Genomic DNA, 17,206 nt, shown 5'->3' with positions numbered 1-17,206 from the left:
TGGTTTTTCATACAGTATAAACTGGTTTTTTATACAGTAAAGTGGCTGGCGGTGATTTTCAGAACAATTTTTTTGACCAGCCCAGTTTTGAGCTTAACGTATTAAAATAATTGTAATTTTTAGGATGGATTAGGTTGAGATGATGCGCGCTGCGGCGAATCAACACATCTTCTCCTTCCTGGATAGGTAACGCAATCTGGCTATCGCAGCTGATTTCCAGGTCGCTACGCAGAGATGAAAAACGCAGACGGATTGTGCTGCTGCTGTTGATCACCAGCGGGCGCGCAGAAAGCGTATGCGGGAACATCGGCACAATGGCGATGGCATCCAGCGATGGCGTGAGAATCGGGCCGCCCGCTGAGAGGGAATAGGCGGTGGAACCAGTGGGCGTCGAGATGATTAAGCCATCCGAACGCTGGGAAAACGCAAAGACCTCATCGATATACACCTCGAATTCAATCATGTGCGCCACTTTCCCCGGATGCAGCACCACTTCATTAATGGCACTTCCGATCCGCGGCGAGCACGCTTCTTTGCACACCTGCGCCTCCAGCAGGAAACGGCTTTCAACAAAGTATTCGCCTTGCAGCACATCATCCAGCTGTTGCTGTGCGTTATCGGGATCGAGATCGGTGAGAAAACCGAGATTACCGCGGTTAATCCCAATCACTTTGATGTCATAACGTGCCAGCACGCGTGCCGCGCCCAACATATTGCCATCACCGCCCACTACCACGGCTAAATCGGCGCGTTGGCCGATTTCCGCCAGGCTGCCGGTTTCCACATCTTTCAGGTTCAATTCGCGCGCAATCTGCTGCTCGACGATCACCTCATAGCCTTTTGCTGTCAGCCAGCGCCAGAGCATTTCATGGGTGGTTAACGCAGTAGGATGGCGCGGATGGCCGACAATCCCAATGCAGTTAAAGTGTTTGTTCATTTAGCGCGTGTTCCTCATAAGCCAAAACGGCCAGGCAATGTGATGGGTTCACTTGAAACCGTCAAACTGATCCCCATAATAAGCCAACCAGCGAGATGAATGTGCAAAACGCGGAGAAATTCATGAGTAGTAAAGAACAGAACACCCCTAACGAGCAAGTCTCAGACGAAATTCAACAGGATCAGCAGCACGTGGACGCAGAGACGGCAACTGAGGTGGATCCGCGTGATGAGCGTATCGCGCAACTGGAAGCGGAATTAGCCCAGTCGCAAGGTGGCGTGCGTGAAGCACAGCTGCGCGCTCAGGCGGAGATTGAGAACATCCGTCGCCGTGCCGAAATGGATGTGGAAAAAGCGCACAAGTTTGCGCTGGAAAAATTTGCCAACGAACTGCTGCCAGTGATTGATAGCCTCGAGCGCGCGCTGGAAGTGGCTGATAAAGAGAACACCGAACTGGCTTCGATGATTGAAGGCATCGAACTGACGCTGAAATCCCTGCTGGGTGCCGTGCGTAAGTATGGTGTTGAAGTGGTCGGGGAAACCAACGTGCCATTCAACCCGGATGTGCATCAGGCGATGTCGATGATTGAATCAGAAGACATGGCACCGAACCGTGTACTGATGGTGATGCAGCGTGGTTATACCCTCAATGGTCGCCTGTTGCGCCCAGCGATGGTGGCAGTAACCAAAGCCAAGGGCTGATTACCCTGCTGAATACAAAAACGGCCGCTGATTGCGGCCGTCTTTATTTCTAAGGCAGGACAGGCACCCAGTCGATGGGCGTCTGGCCCGACTGGATTAACAGCGCGTTCGCCTGCGAGAAGTGCTTACTGCCAAAAAAGCCGCGATGGGCGGAAAGCGGTGAGGGATGCGGCGCTTTCAAAACATGGTGACGTTGCGTATCGATAATGCTGCCTTTCTTGTGCGCATGCGAACCCCACAGCAGGAAAATCACGCCTTCACGATGTTGATTGATCGCGCTTATCACATTGTCCGTAAAGGTTTCCCAGCCGAATCGCGCGTGGGAATGCGCTTTACTGGCTTCTACCGTGAGCACCGTGTTCAGCAGCATCACACCTTGTGTGGCCCAGCTTTCGAGGAAGCCGTGCTGTGGGCGCGTAAAGCCCGCAATATCCTGCTCCAATTCTTTGTACATATTCAGCAGTGAAGGAGGCGTGGGCACGCCGGGAAGCACGGAGAACGCCAGACCGTGCGCCTGATTCGGGCCGTGATAGGGATCCTGGCCCAGAATCACCACCTTGATGTCATCCAGTTCAGTCAGACGGAAGGCATTGAATACGTCTTTTTGCGGCGGATACACGGTCACACCTGCGGCACGTTCGTTGGCGACCGCTTTTAAGGTTTCGACGAAGTAAGGTTTTTCTTTCTCTTCAGCCAGCACGTCGTGCCAGGTCAGCTTCTCAGCCATCGTTAACTCCCTGCAAAATTTTGCGCCTAGCTTAACGTGTCGCACGCGGCAGTAGAAGGGTAAAAATAATTTGAAAAAATACAGAAAAAGTTTTTATGCGTAATGGTTGTAAATCAATTTGTTAGCGATGAAGCGCATTTCGCTTGCCAGCATAATTGATACAGGTCAAAACGGCGGCAAATCCCCGGTGGTATATCAATGTGTCAGATCAATGGATACACCGCGTGATAGGAAACATCGCGCACTAAAGCCCTGGAGGTCACTATGATTACCGGTATTCAAATTACTCAGGCCAATAACCCACAACTGCTGAACTCATTCTGGTTGCTGGATGATGAGAAAGCGGAAGCTCGCTGCCTGTGTGCAAAAGGCGATTTCACGGAAGATCAGATCGTTGCGATCAGCGATCTGGGCGACATTGCTTACCGTGAAATCCCGCTGGAGCAGAAACCCGAGGTGCGTGTTGAGGGTGGCCAGCACCTGAACGTCAACGTGCTGCGTCGCGAAACCTTAGAAGATGCGGTTAAGCATCCGGAAAAATATCCGCAGCTTACCATTCGTGTGTCTGGTTATGCGGTGCGCTTTAATGCGCTTACCCCTGAACAGCAGCGCGATGTGATTACCCGTACTTTCACTGAAAGTCTGTAATTGATCGGCTGACGAAAAGTCACACAGCAATCCAGGCCGCGCCGATACCCTTCGGCGCGGCTTTTTTGTCTTTATCGATCCTGAAAGGGAATGCCGGAAAGGGGATTCACAGCAAAAATATAACCGAAGCGTTATTTTGGCAGGCTAAAGATAAAAAAAACGCCTCATCAGAGGCGCTTTATTGAGTGCGTGCTGATTTATTCTGCACCGCTCTCTGGTGTGCTGCTGCCGCTTGCCTTACGACGTTTACCGACATTTTTGGTGTCGCGATGACGTTGTTTAACACGCGGTTTTTCAGCTTCTTTCTCTTTGCGCTCTTTACGCTTCGCAAGAGCTTTTTTCGACGGTTTTCCTGTCACTTTAGCACTTGGCGCACGTGATTCCGGGCGCAGTTCTTCAATGATGCGCGCTTTGATCGGCTCGTTGATATAGCGGGTAATTTTACCCAGCAGCATATGATCATGTGCCTCAACCAACGAAATCGCCGTGCCTTTACGGCCAGCACGCGCCGTACGACCAATGCGGTGTAAGTAGATATCGGCAGTAAGAGGCAGGTCATAGTTGATGACGTGAGTAACGTCATCAATGTCGATACCGCGTGCCGCAACATCCGTCGCAATCATTACATTGACGCGATTTTCATTGATACGCTTAATCGCTTCATTGCGGTTTACCTGCACCATCTCACCTTCAAGATAGCTGGTACGAATGCCGGCTTCGTGCAGCCAGGTCACCAGTTCATGCAGGCGCTCACGCTTACGCACAAACACCACCACGCGCTTGGCTTCAGGCTGTTTTAACAGGTGCACCAGCAGCTTGGTTTTGTGCTCAAGGTTGTCAGCACGATAAAACCACTGTTGAATCTTCTTGCGTTCGCTTTTGCTGGGATCCGCTTCAATTGATACCGGATCGTTCAGCAGACGCTCGGCAAAATCTTTGATGTTCTCGCCTTCCAGCGTGGCGGAGAACAGCAGCGTCTGTTTGCGCCAGCGGGTTTCCGCAGCGATGGTTTCAATATCCTGCGCGAAGCCCATGTCGACCATGCGGTCGGCTTCATCCAGAATCAGCGTTTCTACGGCGCGGCAGTCAAAGTTTTCTTCTTTGATGTACTGCAGCAGGCGACCGGTGGTGGCCACCACGATGTCCTGGTTTTCGCTGAACACTTCGGCGTGGTTCATATAAGCCACACCACCGGTGATGGTAGCGATATCCAGGTGCGTGTGTTTAGCCAACTCACGTGCGTGATCGGCAACCTGCATCGCCAGTTCGCGGGTTGGCGTGAGGATCAAAATACGTGGCGGGCCCGATTTTTTGCGTGGGAAGTCGAGCAGATGCTGTAAAGCGGGCAGCAGAAAAGCAGCGGTTTTCCCCGTTCCGGTTGGCGCCGAACCCAGAACGTCACGGCCTTCCAGCGCGGCAGGAATGGTCTCAGCCTGAATGGCAGTGGGGCGCGTGAAGCCTTTTTCCTGCAGCGCTTGCAGCAGGCTTTCGTCGAGTTCGAGTTCGGAGAATGTGGTTACGGTCATGGTCTACCTCAGTTTGGGGCGCTGATTATAGACAGAACAGACATAATCTTCATCTGTTTGTGTGCAGCAGGTGAAGGTGAATTCCCCTCACGACCACGTTACACTCCCCGCAGTAGATAATTCAACGGTAGTGAAGTATGTCTCAGGACCAGCCGCAGACGCGGGCAATGTTAAGAAAAGATGGTTTTACCTTTAAGCAATTTTTCGTGGCGCATGATCGCTGTGCGATGAAAGTCGGCACCGATGGCGTGTTACTGGGTGCCTGGGCGCCAGTTGCAGGCGCGCGACGAATTCTGGATATTGGCTGCGGCAGCGGATTGATTGCGCTGATGCTGGCACAGCGTACGCCACAACAGGTGATGCTGGATGCCGTCGAGCTGGAAGCCAGTGCGGCTAGCCAGGCTGCGGAAAACGTGCAGGCTTCTCCCTGGGCTGATCGCATCACTGTACATCAACAGGACATCGTCAGCTGGAGCGAGCAATCGGAAAAACGCTACTCCCTGATTGTCAGCAACCCACCTTTTTTTGCGCCGGGAACGGCGTCAGCCAGCGCAGAGCGTGATAGCGCGCGCAGTACCACCACCCTGGATCATCCCACGCTATTGCGCTGTGCCGCTCAGCTAATTGAAGAAGAGGGGATTTTTTGCGTGGTGCTGCCCGAGGATGCGGGAGAAAATCTCATCCCGCTGGCGCTGGCTGAAGGCTGGCATCTGCGATATCGCTACGACGTGGCGGCTTACGCGCATCGTCCGCCGAATCGTCTGGTGTTAGGTTTCTCGCCCACGGCAGGCGAAACGTTGCTGGAACGTCTCGCCATTCGTGATGAAGATAAGAGCTACTCGGCTGACTGGCTGAGTCTGGTGAGTGATTTCTATCTGTTCCGATAATGCTCTGGCTGGAGTTGAGTCGGTAAAGCTTCCAGGAGTTGATCGGGATAATCAGGCGTATAGTGCAGGCCGCGGCTCTCTTTACGTTCCAGCGCACAGCGCACCATCAACTCCGCCACCTGCACCAGATTGCGTAACTCCAGCAGGTTATTGGATAGGCGGAAATGCGCGTAATACTCATCGATCTCCTGCTGCAGTAAATTAATTCTGCGCAGTGCGCGCTCAAGCCTTTTGGTGGTGCGCACAATTCCCATGTAATCCCACATGAACAGGCGCAGTTCATGCCAGTTGTGCTGAATCACTACGCGTTCGTCCGCGTCATCGACCCGGCTTTCATCCCAGGCCGGCAGTTGCTCGACGGCGGCAACATCCGGCAAGCGGCGAATCATGTCTTCTGCCGCAGACCAGCCATACACCAGACACTCCAGCAAAGAATTCGATGCCATACGATTGGCACCGTGCAGGCCGGTATAGCTCACCTCGCCAATGGCATATAGCCCATCAACATCGGTGCGGCCCTGCTGATCCACCATCACGCCGCCGCAGGTGTAGTGGGCGGCAGGAACGATGGGAATTGGCTGTTTGGTCAGGTCCAGTCCGAAGGTCAGCAATTTCTCGTAGATCATCGGGAAGTGCGCGCGGACAAAACTCTCTGGCTGATGGCTGATATCCAGATACATGCAATCGACACCCAAACGCTTCATTTCATGATCGATAGCGCGCGCCACGATATCGCGCGGGGCCAGTTCAGCGCGCTCGTCAAAATCAGGCATAAAACGGGTACCATCCGGGCGCAACAGCCATGCGCCTTCGCCGCGCAACGCTTCCGTGAGCAAAAAGTTCTGTGCCTGAGGATGGAATAAACAGGTGGGGTGGAACTGATTGAATTCCAGATTGGCGACACGGCAGCCAGCACGCCATGCCATCGCAATACCATCACCAGAGGCCACATCCGGGTTGGTGGTGTACTGATACACTTTTGCTGCACCGCCAGTGGCCAGTACCACCGCACGAGCACGACAGGTTTCCACCTGTTCGCGATTGCGGTTCCAGATCCACGCGCCCACCACCCGACGCTTGCCCGGCAGCCCCAGTTTGTCGGAAAGAATTAAATCAACGGCGTTAGTGCGTTCAATAATACGGATGTTGGGATGGCTCAGCGCCTGGCTCACCAGCGTGGTTTCCACCGCGCGGCCAGTGGCATCGGCGCTGTGCAGGATTCGACGATGGCTGTGACCACCTTCGCGCGTCAGATGGTAACGCGCTTCGCCGTCACCTTGTGGTTCCTTGTCGAAGGCCACGCCGTTATCAATCAACCACTGCACGCAATGGCGCGCATTGCTGGCGATAAAGCTCACGGTTTCGCGCTCACATAAGCCTGCACCGGCAATTAATGTGTCTTCGACGTGAGATTCAATGCTGTCTGTTTCATCAAACACCGCGGCGATACCGCCCTGGGCATACAGCGTCGAACCTTCGTTCACCTGTGCTTTGCTTAACACGGTCACCTGGTAATAGGGTGCCAGTCGCAGCGCCAGAGAGAGGCCTGCAGCACCGCTACCCACAATTAACACATCACATTGGTAATCAGGATTCGATGTCATGGTGTTTAATTTACTAAACAAAAGGTTTCCCGAGCATAAGCCTGGAAGCCGGTCCTGTGAAGTATTTTGAACAAATTACGCGGTAAAATTATCCAGAGCGGCGACATAATCACGCGATTTCAGTAAGTTATGTCCGAAAATAAGCACATCGTGTTTTTTATACCAAACACTCTGAAAATTCAGGTAATAAAGGTGAAAATTAGGGCGTCATAGGGTACTCTCCCAGCGATTATCGGTGCCGCAAATGACGCCAACGGCGTAGCCAGTCGCTACACTGAAAGACAATCAACAACAATGATGTCGTGGTTCCGATACGGAAAATATCTGGTCGTGGTGAACTTCAGGCCAACATATGACTCTAAGCGCATGCTTGCTCAGAACAATGAGATGTGCTGGCAGTTCACTTACGCATAAAAAGAGATTTGGGGAGACATTACCTCGGATGAGCGAGCAGTTAACGGATCAGGTTCTCGTTGAGCGGGTTCAGAAGGGAGATCAAAAGTCATTTAATTTACTGGTGATTCGATACCAGCATAAAGTGGCGAGCCTGGTTTCACGTTATGTTCCTTCAGGCGATGTGCCTGATGTGGTTCAGGAATCCTTTATTAAAGCGTATCGCGCACTGGAATCTTTCCGTGGCGATAGCGCCTTTTATACATGGCTGTACCGCATTGCGGTGAATACAGCAAAAAACTATTTAGTGGCTCAGGGGCGTCGTCCGCCGTCCAGCGATGTGGATGCTATCGATGCAGAAAATTTCGAAAGTGCGGGAGCATTAAAAGAAATTTCGAACCCTGAGAACTTAATGTTGTCAGAGGAACTGAAACAAATTGTTTTTCGGACCATTGAGGCGCTTCCCGAAGATCTGCGTATGGCCATCACCCTCAGGGAGTTGGATGGTTTAAGTTACGAAGAGATTGCCGCCATCATGGATTGCCCGGTGGGTACGGTTCGTTCGCGTATCTTCCGTGCCCGAGAGGCCATTGATAATAAAGTTCAACCGCTTATCCAACGTCAGTGATAACGGCTACTGGAAGGGTACCAAAGCATGCAGAAAGAAAAACTTTCCGCTTTAATGGATGGTGAAACTCTCGATAACGAGCTGCTGGCGTCGTTGTCGAAGGATGCAGATCTTCAAAAAAGCTGGGAGAGCTACCATCTAATCCGCGACACCTTACGAGGTGATGTCGGTGAAGTGCTGCATTTTGATATCTCCGCGCGTGTTGCAGCGGCCATTGAAAATGAGCCATTGCGCAAAGTGACTCCGCTGATTCCTGAAGCGCAGCCTGAGCCATCACGCTGGGAGAAAATGCCGTTCTGGCGTCGTGGCGGCACCTGGACTGCACAACTGGCGCAGATTGGTGTGGCTGCCTGCGTATCGCTGGCGGTGATTGTCGGTGTTCAGCACTACAATACTCAGCCTGGCAGCAGTGCAACGGAAACCTCAGACTCTCCAGCGTTTAATACGCTGCCGATGATGGGTAAAGCTTCTCCTGTCAGTCTTGGTGTCCCTTCTGACGCGTTTGACACCAATAGCTCTAACCAGCAGGTACAGGAACAGCGTCGTCGTGTGAATGCCATGCTGCAGGACTATGAACTGCAACGCCGTCTGCATGCTGATCAGGTTCAGTTCGATGAAAAGAATGATCCACAGCAGGCGCAAGCTAATGTTCCCGGAAATCAGTCGTTAGGAACTCAACAGCAGTAATGAAGCAATTTTGGTGTGCCGTTAGCCTGCTGGCAGGCAGCCTGCTTTGGTCCTCCACCGCCCCGGCGCAGACATCTGCTTCCGGGGCGTTGTTACAGCAGATGGAGCAGGCAAGCCAGAACCTCAACTACGAATTCGCCTACATCAATGTCTCTCGTCTTGGCATTGAATCTCTGCGCTATCGTCATGCAGTTATCGATAATCGTATCTTTGCCCAACTGTTGCAGATGGATGGGCCGCGTCGTGAAGTGATTCAACGTGGCAATGACATCAGCTACTTCGAGCCTGGACTTGATCCTTTCTCACTACCGGGCAATCACATTATTGATGCGCTGCCTGCATTGATGTTTGCTGATTTCTCCCGCCTTGGTGATGCCTACGATTTTATTCCGGTAGGACGTTCACGTATGGCCGATCAAATGTGCGAAGTGGTACGCATCGTGTCGCGTGATGGCACGCGCTACAGCTATGTCGTGTGGCTGGATGTTGATACTAAATTGCCGCTACGCATTGATTTGCTGGATCGTGATGGTGAAACGCTGGAGCAGTTCCGTGTCATCAGCTTTGCGGTGGATGAAGGCGTGCGTAATCTGATGCAGGGACTGGAAAAAGCCAATCTGCCGCCAACGCTGTCATTACCAGCGGGCGATAAAGTGCAGCTCAGCTGGCAGCCAGGCTGGTTGCCAGCGGGTATGACACTGATTTCGCAGAGTCGCCGCGATATGCCAGCCATGAATAAAACCGTAGAATCTCGTCTGTACAGCGATGGCTTATTTAGCTTTGCTATCAACATTACGCCTGCCGATAAAAGCAGTGTGCCGCAGTCATTGCGCACTGGGCGTCGTACGGTGCAGACAGAAGTGCGCGATAATCGTGAAATCACCGTGGTGGGCGAATTACCGCCTGCAACGGCCAAACGTATCGCGGACAGCATAGATTCAGGTGCACAAAAATGATGAGAGAATGGGCCACCGTGGTGGCGTGGGAAAAAGGCATTGCCACGCTGCACTCGGAAGCGAAAACCTCCTGTAACAGCTGTTCAGCCCGCAAAGGCTGCGGCAGCCACGCGCTCAATCAACTTGGGCCGAAAAATGCTCATGTCATGACCATTGCCAGCCCGGAGCCTTTACAGCCCGGACAGCGCATTGAATTGGGTATCCGTGAAAGCAGTCTGCTGGGTTCAGCGCTGCTGGTTTACATGACGCCGCTGTTTGGCCTGTTTTTAGTGGCAGGTCTGTTTCAGATGCTGTTCCACAGCGATCTGGCGGCGGCCTGCGGTGCACTGTTAGGCGGCATCGGTGGCTTTATTGTGGCTAAAGGGGTTTCCAGCGTGTTCGGTCATCGGGAAGCCTTTCAGCCGATCATCCTCAGCGTTGCGTTACCGCCCGATGCCATGCGCGTAGAAAATGAAGGTTGATCCCTGCCAGGGCCGCGCAATGCGCGGCTTTTTCATTTAGGCTTACCCGCTGAAATCTGTTGCGATTCCCCACAGTTCCATTCTTTAACGCGCGGCGTTAACAGTGTAATATGCGTCGTCATTAATGAGGCTGACAGGATTCCGGGTAAAGCTCACTTTCCTGAATGTGTCTGTGCTCAAGTTTTCCACTGATTTTTTACGTGAAGATATTCATATAAATGAAGCACATACGAAATTTCTCCATCATCGCACACATCGACCACGGCAAATCAACGCTCTCTGACCGCTTGATTCAGATTTGTGGTGGCCTCAGCGATCGTGAGATGGCGGCGCAGGTTCTGGATTCTATGGATCTGGAGCGCGAGCGCGGCATTACCATCAAAGCGCAAAGCGTCACGCTCGATTACAAAGCGCTGAACGGTGAAACTTACCAGCTCAATTTTATCGATACTCCCGGCCACGTTGACTTCTCCTATGAAGTTTCCCGCTCTTTAGCGGCTTGTGAAGGGGCTTTGCTGGTGGTCGATGCAGGTCAGGGCGTTGAAGCACAGACGCTGGCGAACTGCTACACCGCAATGGAAATGGATCTGGAAGTGGTACCGGTTCTGAACAAAATCGACTTGCCTGCGGCCGATCCTGAGCGCGTGGCGGAAGAGATTGAAGATATCGTTGGTATTGATGCGGCTGATGCCGTGCGCTGCTCGGCGAAAACCGGCGTTGGCGTTCCGGATGTGCTTGAGCGTCTGGTGCGTGATATCCCACCACCGGAAGGTGATCCGGAAGGCCCACTGCAGGCGCTGATCATCGACTCATGGTTCGATAACTACCTGGGCGTTGTGTCACTGATTCGTATCAAGAACGGTACGCTGCGTAAAGGCGACAAAGTGAAGGTGATGAGCACCGGTCAGACCTATAACGCTGATCGCTTAGGCATCTTTACACCGAAACAGGTTGACCGTAATGAACTGAACTGCGGTGAAGTAGGCTGGTTGGTTTGCGCTATCAAAGACATCATGGGCGCGCCAGTCGGTGACACCCTGACGCTGCAACGCAATCCTGCTGAACATGTCCTGCCAGGCTTTAAGAAAGTGAAGCCACAGGTATATGCTGGCCTGTTCCCGATCAGCTCTGATGATTATGAAGCGTTCCGTGATGCGCTGGGCAAACTGAGCCTCAACGATGCCTCACTGTTCTATGAGCCAGAAAGCTCAACGGCGCTGGGCTTCGGCTTCCGCATCGGCTTCCTCGGTCTGCTGCACATGGAGATCATTCAGGAACGTCTGGAGCGTGAATACGATCTCGACCTGATTACTACAGCGCCAACGGTAGTTTATGAAGTCATCACCACCGACGGCCAGACAGTCTATGTTGACAGCCCTTCGAAGCTGCCACCGCTGAACAATATTGAAGAACTGCGCGAACCGATCGCCGAGTGTCATATGCTGCTGCCGCAGGAATTCCTCGGCAACGTCATCACCCTGTGTATTGAGAAACGCGGTGTGCAGACCAACATGGTTTACCACGGTAAACAGGTTGCGCTGACCTATGAAATCCCGATGGCAGAAGTGGTACTCGACTTCTTCGACCGTCTGAAATCAACGTCTCGCGGCTATGCATCGCTGGACTATAACTTTAAACGTTTCCAGGCCTCTGACATGGTGCGTGTCGACGTGATGATTAACTCAGAACGTGTTGATGCGCTGGCGCTGATTACCCACCGTGATAACTCTCAGTATCGTGGCCGCGACCTCGTGGAGAAGATGAAAGATCTGATCCCACGTCAGCAGTTCGATATTGCGATTCAGGCGGCAATCGGCAACCACATTATCGCTCGCTCAACGGTCAAGCAGCTGCGTAAAAACGTCCTGGCGAAATGCTATGGCGGTGACGTGAGCCGTAAGAAGAAACTGTTGCAGAAGCAGAAAGACGGTAAGAAGCGAATGAAGCAGGTCGGCAACGTTGAGCTGCCGCAGGAAGCATTCCTTGCCATTCTGCATGTCGGTAAAGACAGCAAATAAGGAACTTTAATGGCTAATATGTTCGCCCTGATTCTGGTGATCGCCACGCTTATAACGGGTGTTATCTGGTGTATCGATCGCTTTAAGTGGGCTCCGGCGCGTCGTGCTAAGCAGGCAGCTGCACAAGCGCAGGCGGGCAACACATTGGACGGCAAAACGCTGGCCAAAGTGGCGGCTCAGCCAGGCTGGGTAGAAACGGCGGCATCGGTGTTCCCGGTGCTGGCAGTGGTACTGATCGTTCGCTCATTTATTTTTGAGCCGTTCCAGATCCCATCAGGTTCCATGATGCCGACGTTGCTGATTGGTGATTTTATTCTGGTGGAGAAGTTTGCTTACGGAATCAAAGATCCGATTACTCAAACCACGCTGATCCCAACGGGTCATCCGCAGCGTGGTGATGTGGCGGTGTTTAAATACCCGAAAGATCCGAGCGTCGATTACATTAAACGTGTGATCGGTCTGCCGGGCGACAAAGTGGTGTTTGATCCTTACAGTAAAACGCTGACGGTTAACCCGGGTTGTGGCACGGGCAAATGCGATACCGCGTTGCCGATCACCTATACCAACGTGGAGCCAAGCCGCTTCATTCAAACCTTCAGCGGCTTTGATGGCAATGAAACCGGTAACGGCTTCTTTGAAGCACCACAGGGCGAAACCATGAAGGGCGGCCTGCGTCTGGGAACACGTAAAGAGACGTTGGGCACGGTGACGCACGATATCCTGTTAGTAAACGAAGCGCAGAGCCAGGCAAGCATGTATTATCAGCAGCCGGGTCAGCCGCAATCCACGTGGATCGTGCCGGAAGGGCAATATTTCATGATGGGTGATAACCGCGATAACAGCGCCGACAGCCGCTACTGGGGCTTTGTGCCTGAGAAGAATCTTGTCGGTAAAGCGGTGGCTATCTGGATGAGCTTTGAGAAACAAGAAGGACAGTGGCCAACGGGCGTGCGCTTAAGTCGCATCGGCGGAATCCACTAAGCATTATGCCCACTGCGGTGGGCAACACGGTTGGCCTCTTTCGGGGGGCCACTGCAAACGAAACAGAACGTGTTGGAACCTCAGCCCTGTTTCGTATGCAGAGTTACAGACGCACAGAATAACTGGAATCGCATGAACCCCATCCTTATTAACAAGCTGCAGCGCAAACTGGGCTACACTTTTACTCATCCGGAACTACTGCAGCAAGCATTGACTCACCGCAGTGCCAGCAGTAAGCACAATGAACGTCTTGAGTTTCTTGGCGATTCCATTCTCAGCTATGTGATTGCCAATGCGCTTTATCACCGCTTCCCACGTGTGGATGAAGGTGACATGAGCCGCATGCGCGCTACGCTGGTGCGGGGCAATACCCTGGCAGAGATGGCGCGTGAGTTTGAACTTGGCGAATGTTTACGTCTTGGACCGGGCGAGTTGAAGAGTGGCGGTTTCCGTCGCGAATCGATTCTTGCTGATACGGTTGAAGCGCTGATTGGCGGTATCTTCCTCGACAGCAACATTCAAACCGTTGAGAAACTGATTCTCGATTGGTACCAAAATCGCCTTGATGAAATCAGCCCGGGTGATAAGCAAAAAGATCCAAAAACGCGTCTGCAGGAGTTTCTGCAAGGGCGTCACCTGCCGCTGCCTTCTTATCTGGTGGTGCAGGTGCGTGGCGAAGCCCACGATCAGGAATTCACCATTCACTGTCAGGTGAGTGGCATGGCAGAACCGGTGGTGGGTGTAGGTTCCAGCCGCCGTAAAGCAGAGCAAGCTGCCGCTGAACAGGCATTAATTAAGCTTGGTCTCGAATAAAATACATAGTCATATCGCAGCGTCGACAGCGACGCTGCTCAAGTCAGGACTCGAATGAGCGAAATAGAAACACACAGCGGCTTTATCGCGATTGTTGGCCGACCTAACGTTGGCAAATCCACCTTACTGAACCAATTACTGGGGCAGAAAGTGTCGATCACCTCGCGTAAACCGCAAACCACGCGTCACCGCATCATGGGTATTCACACTGAAGGCGCTTATCAGGCGATTTACGTGGATACTCCCGGGCTGCACATGGAAGAGAAGCGGGCGATTAACCGCCTGATGAACCGTGCTGCCAGCAGCTCAATTGGTGATGTGGAGCTGGTGATTTTTGTTGTTGAGGGCACCCGCTGGACGCCGGACGACGAAATGGTCTTGAACAAGCTGCGCGACGGCAAAGTGCCGGTGGTGCTGGCGGTTAACAAGGTCGATAACATTCAGGATAAAACCATTCTGCTGCCACACCTGCAGTTCCTGAGCCAGCAGATGAATTTCCTTGAGATTGTACCGATCTCGGCAGAAAGCGGTAAGAACGTTGATGCCATTGCCGCTATCGCGCGTAAATGCCTGCCGAAATCTGACCATCACTTCCCGGAAGATTACATCACCGATCGTTCACAGCGCTTTATGGCGTCTGAGATCATCCGTGAAAAACTGATGCGCTTCCTCGGTGCGGAACTGCCTTACTCAGTGACCGTGGAAATCGAACAGTTCGTCTCTAACGATCGTGGTGGCTATGACATCAACGGTCTGATCCTCGTCGAGCGCGAAGGGCAGAAGAAGATGGTGATTGGCAACAAAGGCGCCAAGATTAAAACCATCGGTATTGAAGCGCGTAAAGACATGGAAGAGATGTTTGAAGCCAAAGTGCATCTCGAACTGTGGGTTAAAGTGAAATCGGGTTGGGCGGATGACGAACGTGCACTGCGCAGCCTGGGCTATACAGACGAATAATTGATGGAAGGCTGGCAACGCGCCTTTGTGCTGCATAGTCGCCCTTACAGCGAAACCAGCCTCCTGCTCGATCTGTTCAGCGAAAGCGAAGGGCGCGTCCGCGTCCTGGCCAAAGGCGCACGCTCGCGCCGTTCCCAACTCAAAGGTGCACTCCAACCCTTCACGCCGCTGCTGGTGCGCTGGGGTGGACGTGGCGAAGTTAAAACGCTGCGCAGCGCCGAAGCGGTGTCGCTGGCCTTACCGCTCAGTGGCATCACGCTTTACTGCGGGTTGTACGTTAACGAACTGCTGTCTCGCGTGCTTGAGCAGGAAATTCCTTTCTCCGACCTCTTCTTTGACTATCTCAATTGCATCCAGATGCTGGCCGCAGGCAGTGGCACGCCTGAACCGGCGCTGCGTCGCTTTGAACTGGCGCTGCTGGGCCACCTGGGTTACGGCGTGGATTTCCTGCACTGTGCGGGCAGTGGTGAAGAGATCGATGACGGCATGACGTACAGTTATCGTGAAGAGAAGGGGTTTATCGCCAGCCTGGTGGTGAACCAACGCAGTTTTACCGGTCGCCAGTTGCGTGCGCTGTGGGAACGCGAGTTTCCCGATGCCGACAGCCTGCGTGCTGCCAAGCGCTTCACGCGTATGGCGCTCAAGCCTTATCTGGGCGGTAAACCGCTGAAGAGCCAGGAACTGTTTCGCCAGTTTGTGCCCAAAAAGAAGCCCGATGTGGCAAACGACTAGCGCTGGTCGTACCGCCTGATATGCTCAGCACGGTACACTGCAAACACACTGAACCTATTTAAGGATTGTCATGGCTGAGTTGCTGTTAGGGGTCAACATTGACCACATCGCCACCGTACGTAACGCACGTGGCACGAATTATCCCGATCCAGTCCAGGCGGCGTTTGTTTCTGAACAGGCGGGCGCAGATGGCATCACTGTGCACCTGCGTGAAGATCGTCGTCATATCAACGATCGCGATGTGCGTATTCTGCGCGACACCATCCAGACACGTATGAATCTGGAGATGGCGGTGACCGATGAGATGATCGACATTGCCTGTGATATCAAGCCGCACTTCGTGTGTCTGGTGCCGGAAAAGCGCCAGGAAGTGACCACTGAAGGCGGATTAGATGTGGCGGGTCAGCAGGACAAAATCAATGCTGCGGTTCGCCTGCTGAGCGAAGCGGGTATTCTGGTGTCGCTGTTCATCGATGCCGACCACCGCCAGATTGAAGCGGCCGTTGCCAGCGGCGCGCCTTACATTGAGATCCACACTGGCGCCTATGCGGAAGCACCGGAAGGGCTGGAGCGTGAAGCCGAATTATCGCGTATTCGCAAAGCAGCCACATTTGCAGCCAGCCTCGGTTTGAAGGTTAACGCCGGTCACGGTCTGACGTATCACAACGTGCAACCCATCGCTGAACTGCCGGAGATGCATGAGCTAAACATTGGTCACGCCATCATTGGCCGTGCGCTGTTCAGTGGCCTGGCGGATGCGGTGTCAGAGATGAAGCAGCTGATGCGGGAAGCGCGTCGTTAATGGCGATTCTCGGACTCGGCAGCGACATCGTTGAAATCGAACGTATTGCCGGTGTGATTGAGCGATCCGGCGATCGTCTGGCGCGTCGCGTCTTGAGCGAAGCCGAGTGGCAGCAATATCAGGCGCACCAGCAACCGGTGCGCTTTCTTGCCAAACGTTTTGCGGTGAAAGAAGCGGCGGCCAAAGCCTTTGGTACAGGCATTCGCGGTGGTCTGGCCTTTAATCAATTCGAAGTGTACAACGACGCGCTTGGCAAACCGGGCTTACGCTTTTTCGAACAGGCAAAAGTGATTGCCAGCCAGTTGGGCGTGAAACATGTGCATGTCACGCTGGCCGATGAGCGCCACTACGCCTGCGCAACGGTGATCATCGAAGACTAAGGGTGCAACACGACAAATTTCTCCCACAGCGCCTCACGGGTTTCCGGGTGCTGTGGGTCAGAAATGATGGTGTTATCAATCGGGCAGACGCTTTGGCAGGTCGGCACATCATAATGGCCCACGCATTCGGTGCAGCGGTCGACATCAATCTCATAGATCGCCTCACCTAAACTGATGGCCTGGTTCGGGCATTCAGGTTCGCACATATCGCAATTGATGCATTTCGCCGTAATGAGTAAAGCCATGATCGCCGTTAGCCTGAGAAAGAAGGCGCGCACCTTATCATAAAACCGGCTTATAAGGTCGCATGGTTTATTGCGCGGGATCAAACAAAGCGAGGATTGCGTCACTCAAGCAAAATTCATCAA

Annotated in this window: 19 protein-coding genes; 14 read left to right on the top strand and 5 right to left on the bottom strand. The window is 53.1% G+C overall.

Going from position 1 to position 17,206, the window contains the following annotated elements; translation table 11 throughout:
• Positions 1 to 58: 58 nt before the first annotated feature.
• Positions 59 to 937 carry an NAD(+) kinase gene (gene nadK, locus CRO33_RS15010; protein WP_034825588.1) on the bottom strand — a complete coding sequence of 293 codons (879 nt, stop codon included), beginning with the start codon at positions 935 to 937 and terminating at the stop codon, positions 59 to 61.
• Positions 938 to 1,059: 122 nt separating this feature from the next.
• Here nadK and grpE point away from each other — a divergent pair, with 122 nt between their 5' ends.
• Positions 1,060 to 1,638: a nucleotide exchange factor GrpE gene (gene grpE / locus CRO33_RS15005; RefSeq protein ID WP_097118628.1), complete on the top strand. Its 579-nt coding sequence runs from the start codon at positions 1,060 to 1,062 to the stop codon at positions 1,636 to 1,638.
• A 49-nt stretch (positions 1,639 to 1,687) separates the two neighbouring features.
• Here grpE and ung read toward each other — a convergent pair whose 3' ends face one another.
• Positions 1,688 to 2,365 (bottom strand): uracil-DNA glycosylase, encoded by a 678-nt coding sequence (gene ung, locus CRO33_RS15000; RefSeq protein ID WP_097118627.1) that lies wholly within the window; start codon positions 2,363 to 2,365, stop codon positions 1,688 to 1,690.
• Positions 2,366 to 2,629: 264 nt separating this feature from the next.
• On the opposite strand from ung, the gene grcA reads away from it, so the two are divergent.
• The gene (gene grcA, locus CRO33_RS14995) at positions 2,630 to 3,013 is read left to right on the top strand and encodes an autonomous glycyl radical cofactor GrcA (protein WP_097118626.1); all 384 of its coding nucleotides are present in this window, start codon (positions 2,630 to 2,632) and stop codon (positions 3,011 to 3,013) included.
• A 197-nt stretch (positions 3,014 to 3,210) separates the two neighbouring features.
• Here the strand turns inward: grcA and srmB are convergent, their stop codons facing one another.
• Positions 3,211 to 4,539, bottom strand: a complete 1,329-nt coding sequence (gene srmB / locus CRO33_RS14990) for an ATP-dependent RNA helicase SrmB (RefSeq protein WP_097118625.1) — start codon at positions 4,537 to 4,539, stop codon at positions 3,211 to 3,213.
• A 137-nt stretch (positions 4,540 to 4,676) separates the two neighbouring features.
• Between srmB and trmN the strand changes: the two genes are divergently transcribed.
• Positions 4,677 to 5,426, top strand: a complete 750-nt coding sequence (gene trmN, locus CRO33_RS14985; RefSeq protein WP_097118624.1) for a tRNA(1)(Val) (adenine(37)-N(6))-methyltransferase TrmN — start codon at positions 4,677 to 4,679, stop codon at positions 5,424 to 5,426.
• On the opposite strand, the gene nadB is transcribed toward trmN, so the two are convergent.
• On the bottom strand, positions 5,411 to 7,030 hold the full coding sequence (nadB, locus tag CRO33_RS14980; RefSeq protein ID WP_097118623.1) for an L-aspartate oxidase: 1,620 nt from the start codon (positions 7,028 to 7,030) through the stop codon (positions 5,411 to 5,413). The two genes, trmN and nadB, sit on opposite strands and share 16 nt — an antisense overlap.
• 442 nt (positions 7,031 to 7,472) lie before the next feature.
• On the opposite strand from nadB, the gene rpoE reads away from it, so the two are divergent.
• The 11 genes from rpoE to acpS all read left to right on the top strand — a co-directional run bounded on the left by rpoE (position 7,473) and on the right by acpS (position 16,838).
• Positions 7,473 to 8,051: an RNA polymerase sigma factor RpoE gene (gene rpoE, locus CRO33_RS14975; RefSeq protein WP_038645348.1), complete on the top strand. Its 579-nt coding sequence runs from the start codon at positions 7,473 to 7,475 to the stop codon at positions 8,049 to 8,051.
• Between the two features lie 27 nt (positions 8,052 to 8,078).
• Positions 8,079 to 8,738: an anti-sigma-E factor RseA gene (gene rseA, locus CRO33_RS14970; RefSeq protein ID WP_034825605.1), complete on the top strand. Its 660-nt coding sequence runs from the start codon at positions 8,079 to 8,081 to the stop codon at positions 8,736 to 8,738.
• Entirely contained in the window at positions 8,738 to 9,694 is a 957-nt protein-coding gene (gene rseB / locus CRO33_RS14965; RefSeq protein WP_097118622.1) for a sigma-E factor regulatory protein RseB, read from the top strand. Before rseA ends, rseB begins: the two co-directional genes overlap by 1 nt.
• Complete coding sequence (gene rseC, locus CRO33_RS14960; protein ID WP_058959162.1) at positions 9,691 to 10,155, top strand: SoxR-reducing system protein RseC; 465 nt, start codon at positions 9,691 to 9,693, stop codon at positions 10,153 to 10,155. Before rseB ends, rseC begins: the two co-directional genes overlap by 4 nt.
• A 218-nt stretch (positions 10,156 to 10,373) precedes the next feature.
• A complete protein-coding gene (lepA, locus tag CRO33_RS14955) occupies positions 10,374 to 12,173 on the top strand; it encodes a translation elongation factor 4 (protein ID WP_034825613.1) in 1,800 nt (599 codons plus the stop codon).
• Positions 12,174 to 12,182: 9 nt separating this feature from the next.
• Positions 12,183 to 13,154, top strand: a complete 972-nt coding sequence (gene lepB, locus CRO33_RS14950; protein WP_034825616.1) for a signal peptidase I — start codon at positions 12,183 to 12,185, stop codon at positions 13,152 to 13,154.
• Positions 13,155 to 13,286: 132 nt separating this feature from the next.
• On the top strand, positions 13,287 to 13,967 hold the full coding sequence (gene rnc, locus CRO33_RS14945; protein ID WP_034825618.1) for a ribonuclease III: 681 nt from the start codon (positions 13,287 to 13,289) through the stop codon (positions 13,965 to 13,967).
• Positions 13,968 to 14,021: 54 nt separating this feature from the next.
• Positions 14,022 to 14,924 carry a GTPase Era gene (gene era / locus CRO33_RS14940; protein WP_034825620.1) on the top strand — a complete coding sequence of 301 codons (903 nt, stop codon included), beginning with the start codon at positions 14,022 to 14,024 and terminating at the stop codon, positions 14,922 to 14,924.
• 3 nt (positions 14,925 to 14,927) lie between these two features.
• The gene (gene recO, locus CRO33_RS14935; RefSeq protein ID WP_097118621.1) at positions 14,928 to 15,656 is read left to right on the top strand and encodes a DNA repair protein RecO; all 729 of its coding nucleotides are present in this window, start codon (positions 14,928 to 14,930) and stop codon (positions 15,654 to 15,656) included.
• 70 nt (positions 15,657 to 15,726) lie between these two features.
• Positions 15,727 to 16,458: a pyridoxine 5'-phosphate synthase gene (gene pdxJ / locus CRO33_RS14930; protein ID WP_097118620.1), complete on the top strand. Its 732-nt coding sequence runs from the start codon at positions 15,727 to 15,729 to the stop codon at positions 16,456 to 16,458.
• A complete protein-coding gene (gene acpS / locus CRO33_RS14925) occupies positions 16,458 to 16,838 on the top strand; it encodes a holo-ACP synthase (RefSeq protein ID WP_034825626.1) in 381 nt (126 codons plus the stop codon). The genes pdxJ and acpS overlap by 1 nt, the downstream gene beginning before the upstream one ends.
• Here acpS and CRO33_RS14920 read toward each other — a convergent pair.
• Positions 16,835 to 17,083, bottom strand: a complete 249-nt coding sequence (locus CRO33_RS14920) for a YfhL family 4Fe-4S dicluster ferredoxin (RefSeq protein ID WP_058959160.1) — start codon at positions 17,081 to 17,083, stop codon at positions 16,835 to 16,837. The two genes, acpS and CRO33_RS14920, sit on opposite strands and share 4 nt — an antisense overlap.
• Between the last annotated feature and the right edge of the window lie 123 nt (positions 17,084 to 17,206).

The organism is Pantoea sp. GL120224-02, assembly GCF_900215395.1.
In the GTDB taxonomy this organism is placed as follows: Bacteria; Pseudomonadota; Gammaproteobacteria; order Enterobacterales; family Enterobacteriaceae; genus Pantoea; species Pantoea communis.
Note: the sequence above shows the minus strand (reverse complement) of the source record. Positions and strands in the feature narration are given on the sequence as shown.

Coding starts and splice junctions, on each gene's coding strand:
- ung (WP_097118627.1), bottom strand. CDS start 2,365: ATGGCTGAGAAGCTGACCTGGCACGACGTGCTGGCTGAAGAGAAAGAA.
- pdxJ (WP_097118620.1), top strand. CDS start 15,727: ATGGCTGAGTTGCTGTTAGGGGTCAACATTGACCACATCGCCACCGTA.
- rseA (WP_034825605.1), top strand. CDS start 8,079: ATGCAGAAAGAAAAACTTTCCGCTTTAATGGATGGTGAAACTCTCGAT.
- grpE (WP_097118628.1), top strand. CDS start 1,060: ATGAGTAGTAAAGAACAGAACACCCCTAACGAGCAAGTCTCAGACGAA.
- srmB (WP_097118625.1), bottom strand. CDS start 4,539: ATGACCGTAACCACATTCTCCGAACTCGAACTCGACGAAAGCCTGCTG.
- nadK (WP_034825588.1), bottom strand. CDS start 937: ATGAACAAACACTTTAACTGCATTGGGATTGTCGGCCATCCGCGCCAT.
- rnc (WP_034825618.1), top strand. CDS start 13,287: ATGAACCCCATCCTTATTAACAAGCTGCAGCGCAAACTGGGCTACACT.
- lepB (WP_034825616.1), top strand. CDS start 12,183: ATGGCTAATATGTTCGCCCTGATTCTGGTGATCGCCACGCTTATAACG.
- acpS (WP_034825626.1), top strand. CDS start 16,458: ATGGCGATTCTCGGACTCGGCAGCGACATCGTTGAAATCGAACGTATT.
- rpoE (WP_038645348.1), top strand. CDS start 7,473: ATGAGCGAGCAGTTAACGGATCAGGTTCTCGTTGAGCGGGTTCAGAAG.
- CRO33_RS14920 (WP_058959160.1), bottom strand. CDS start 17,083: ATGGCTTTACTCATTACGGCGAAATGCATCAATTGCGATATGTGCGAA.
- rseB (WP_097118622.1), top strand. CDS start 8,738: ATGAAGCAATTTTGGTGTGCCGTTAGCCTGCTGGCAGGCAGCCTGCTT.
- grcA (WP_097118626.1), top strand. CDS start 2,630: ATGATTACCGGTATTCAAATTACTCAGGCCAATAACCCACAACTGCTG.
- era (WP_034825620.1), top strand. CDS start 14,022: ATGAGCGAAATAGAAACACACAGCGGCTTTATCGCGATTGTTGGCCGA.
- nadB (WP_097118623.1), bottom strand. CDS start 7,030: ATGACATCGAATCCTGATTACCAATGTGATGTGTTAATTGTGGGTAGC.
- recO (WP_097118621.1), top strand. CDS start 14,928: ATGGAAGGCTGGCAACGCGCCTTTGTGCTGCATAGTCGCCCTTACAGC.
- trmN (WP_097118624.1), top strand. CDS start 4,677: ATGTCTCAGGACCAGCCGCAGACGCGGGCAATGTTAAGAAAAGATGGT.
- lepA (WP_034825613.1), top strand. CDS start 10,374: ATGAAGCACATACGAAATTTCTCCATCATCGCACACATCGACCACGGC.
- rseC (WP_058959162.1), top strand. CDS start 9,691: ATGATGAGAGAATGGGCCACCGTGGTGGCGTGGGAAAAAGGCATTGCC.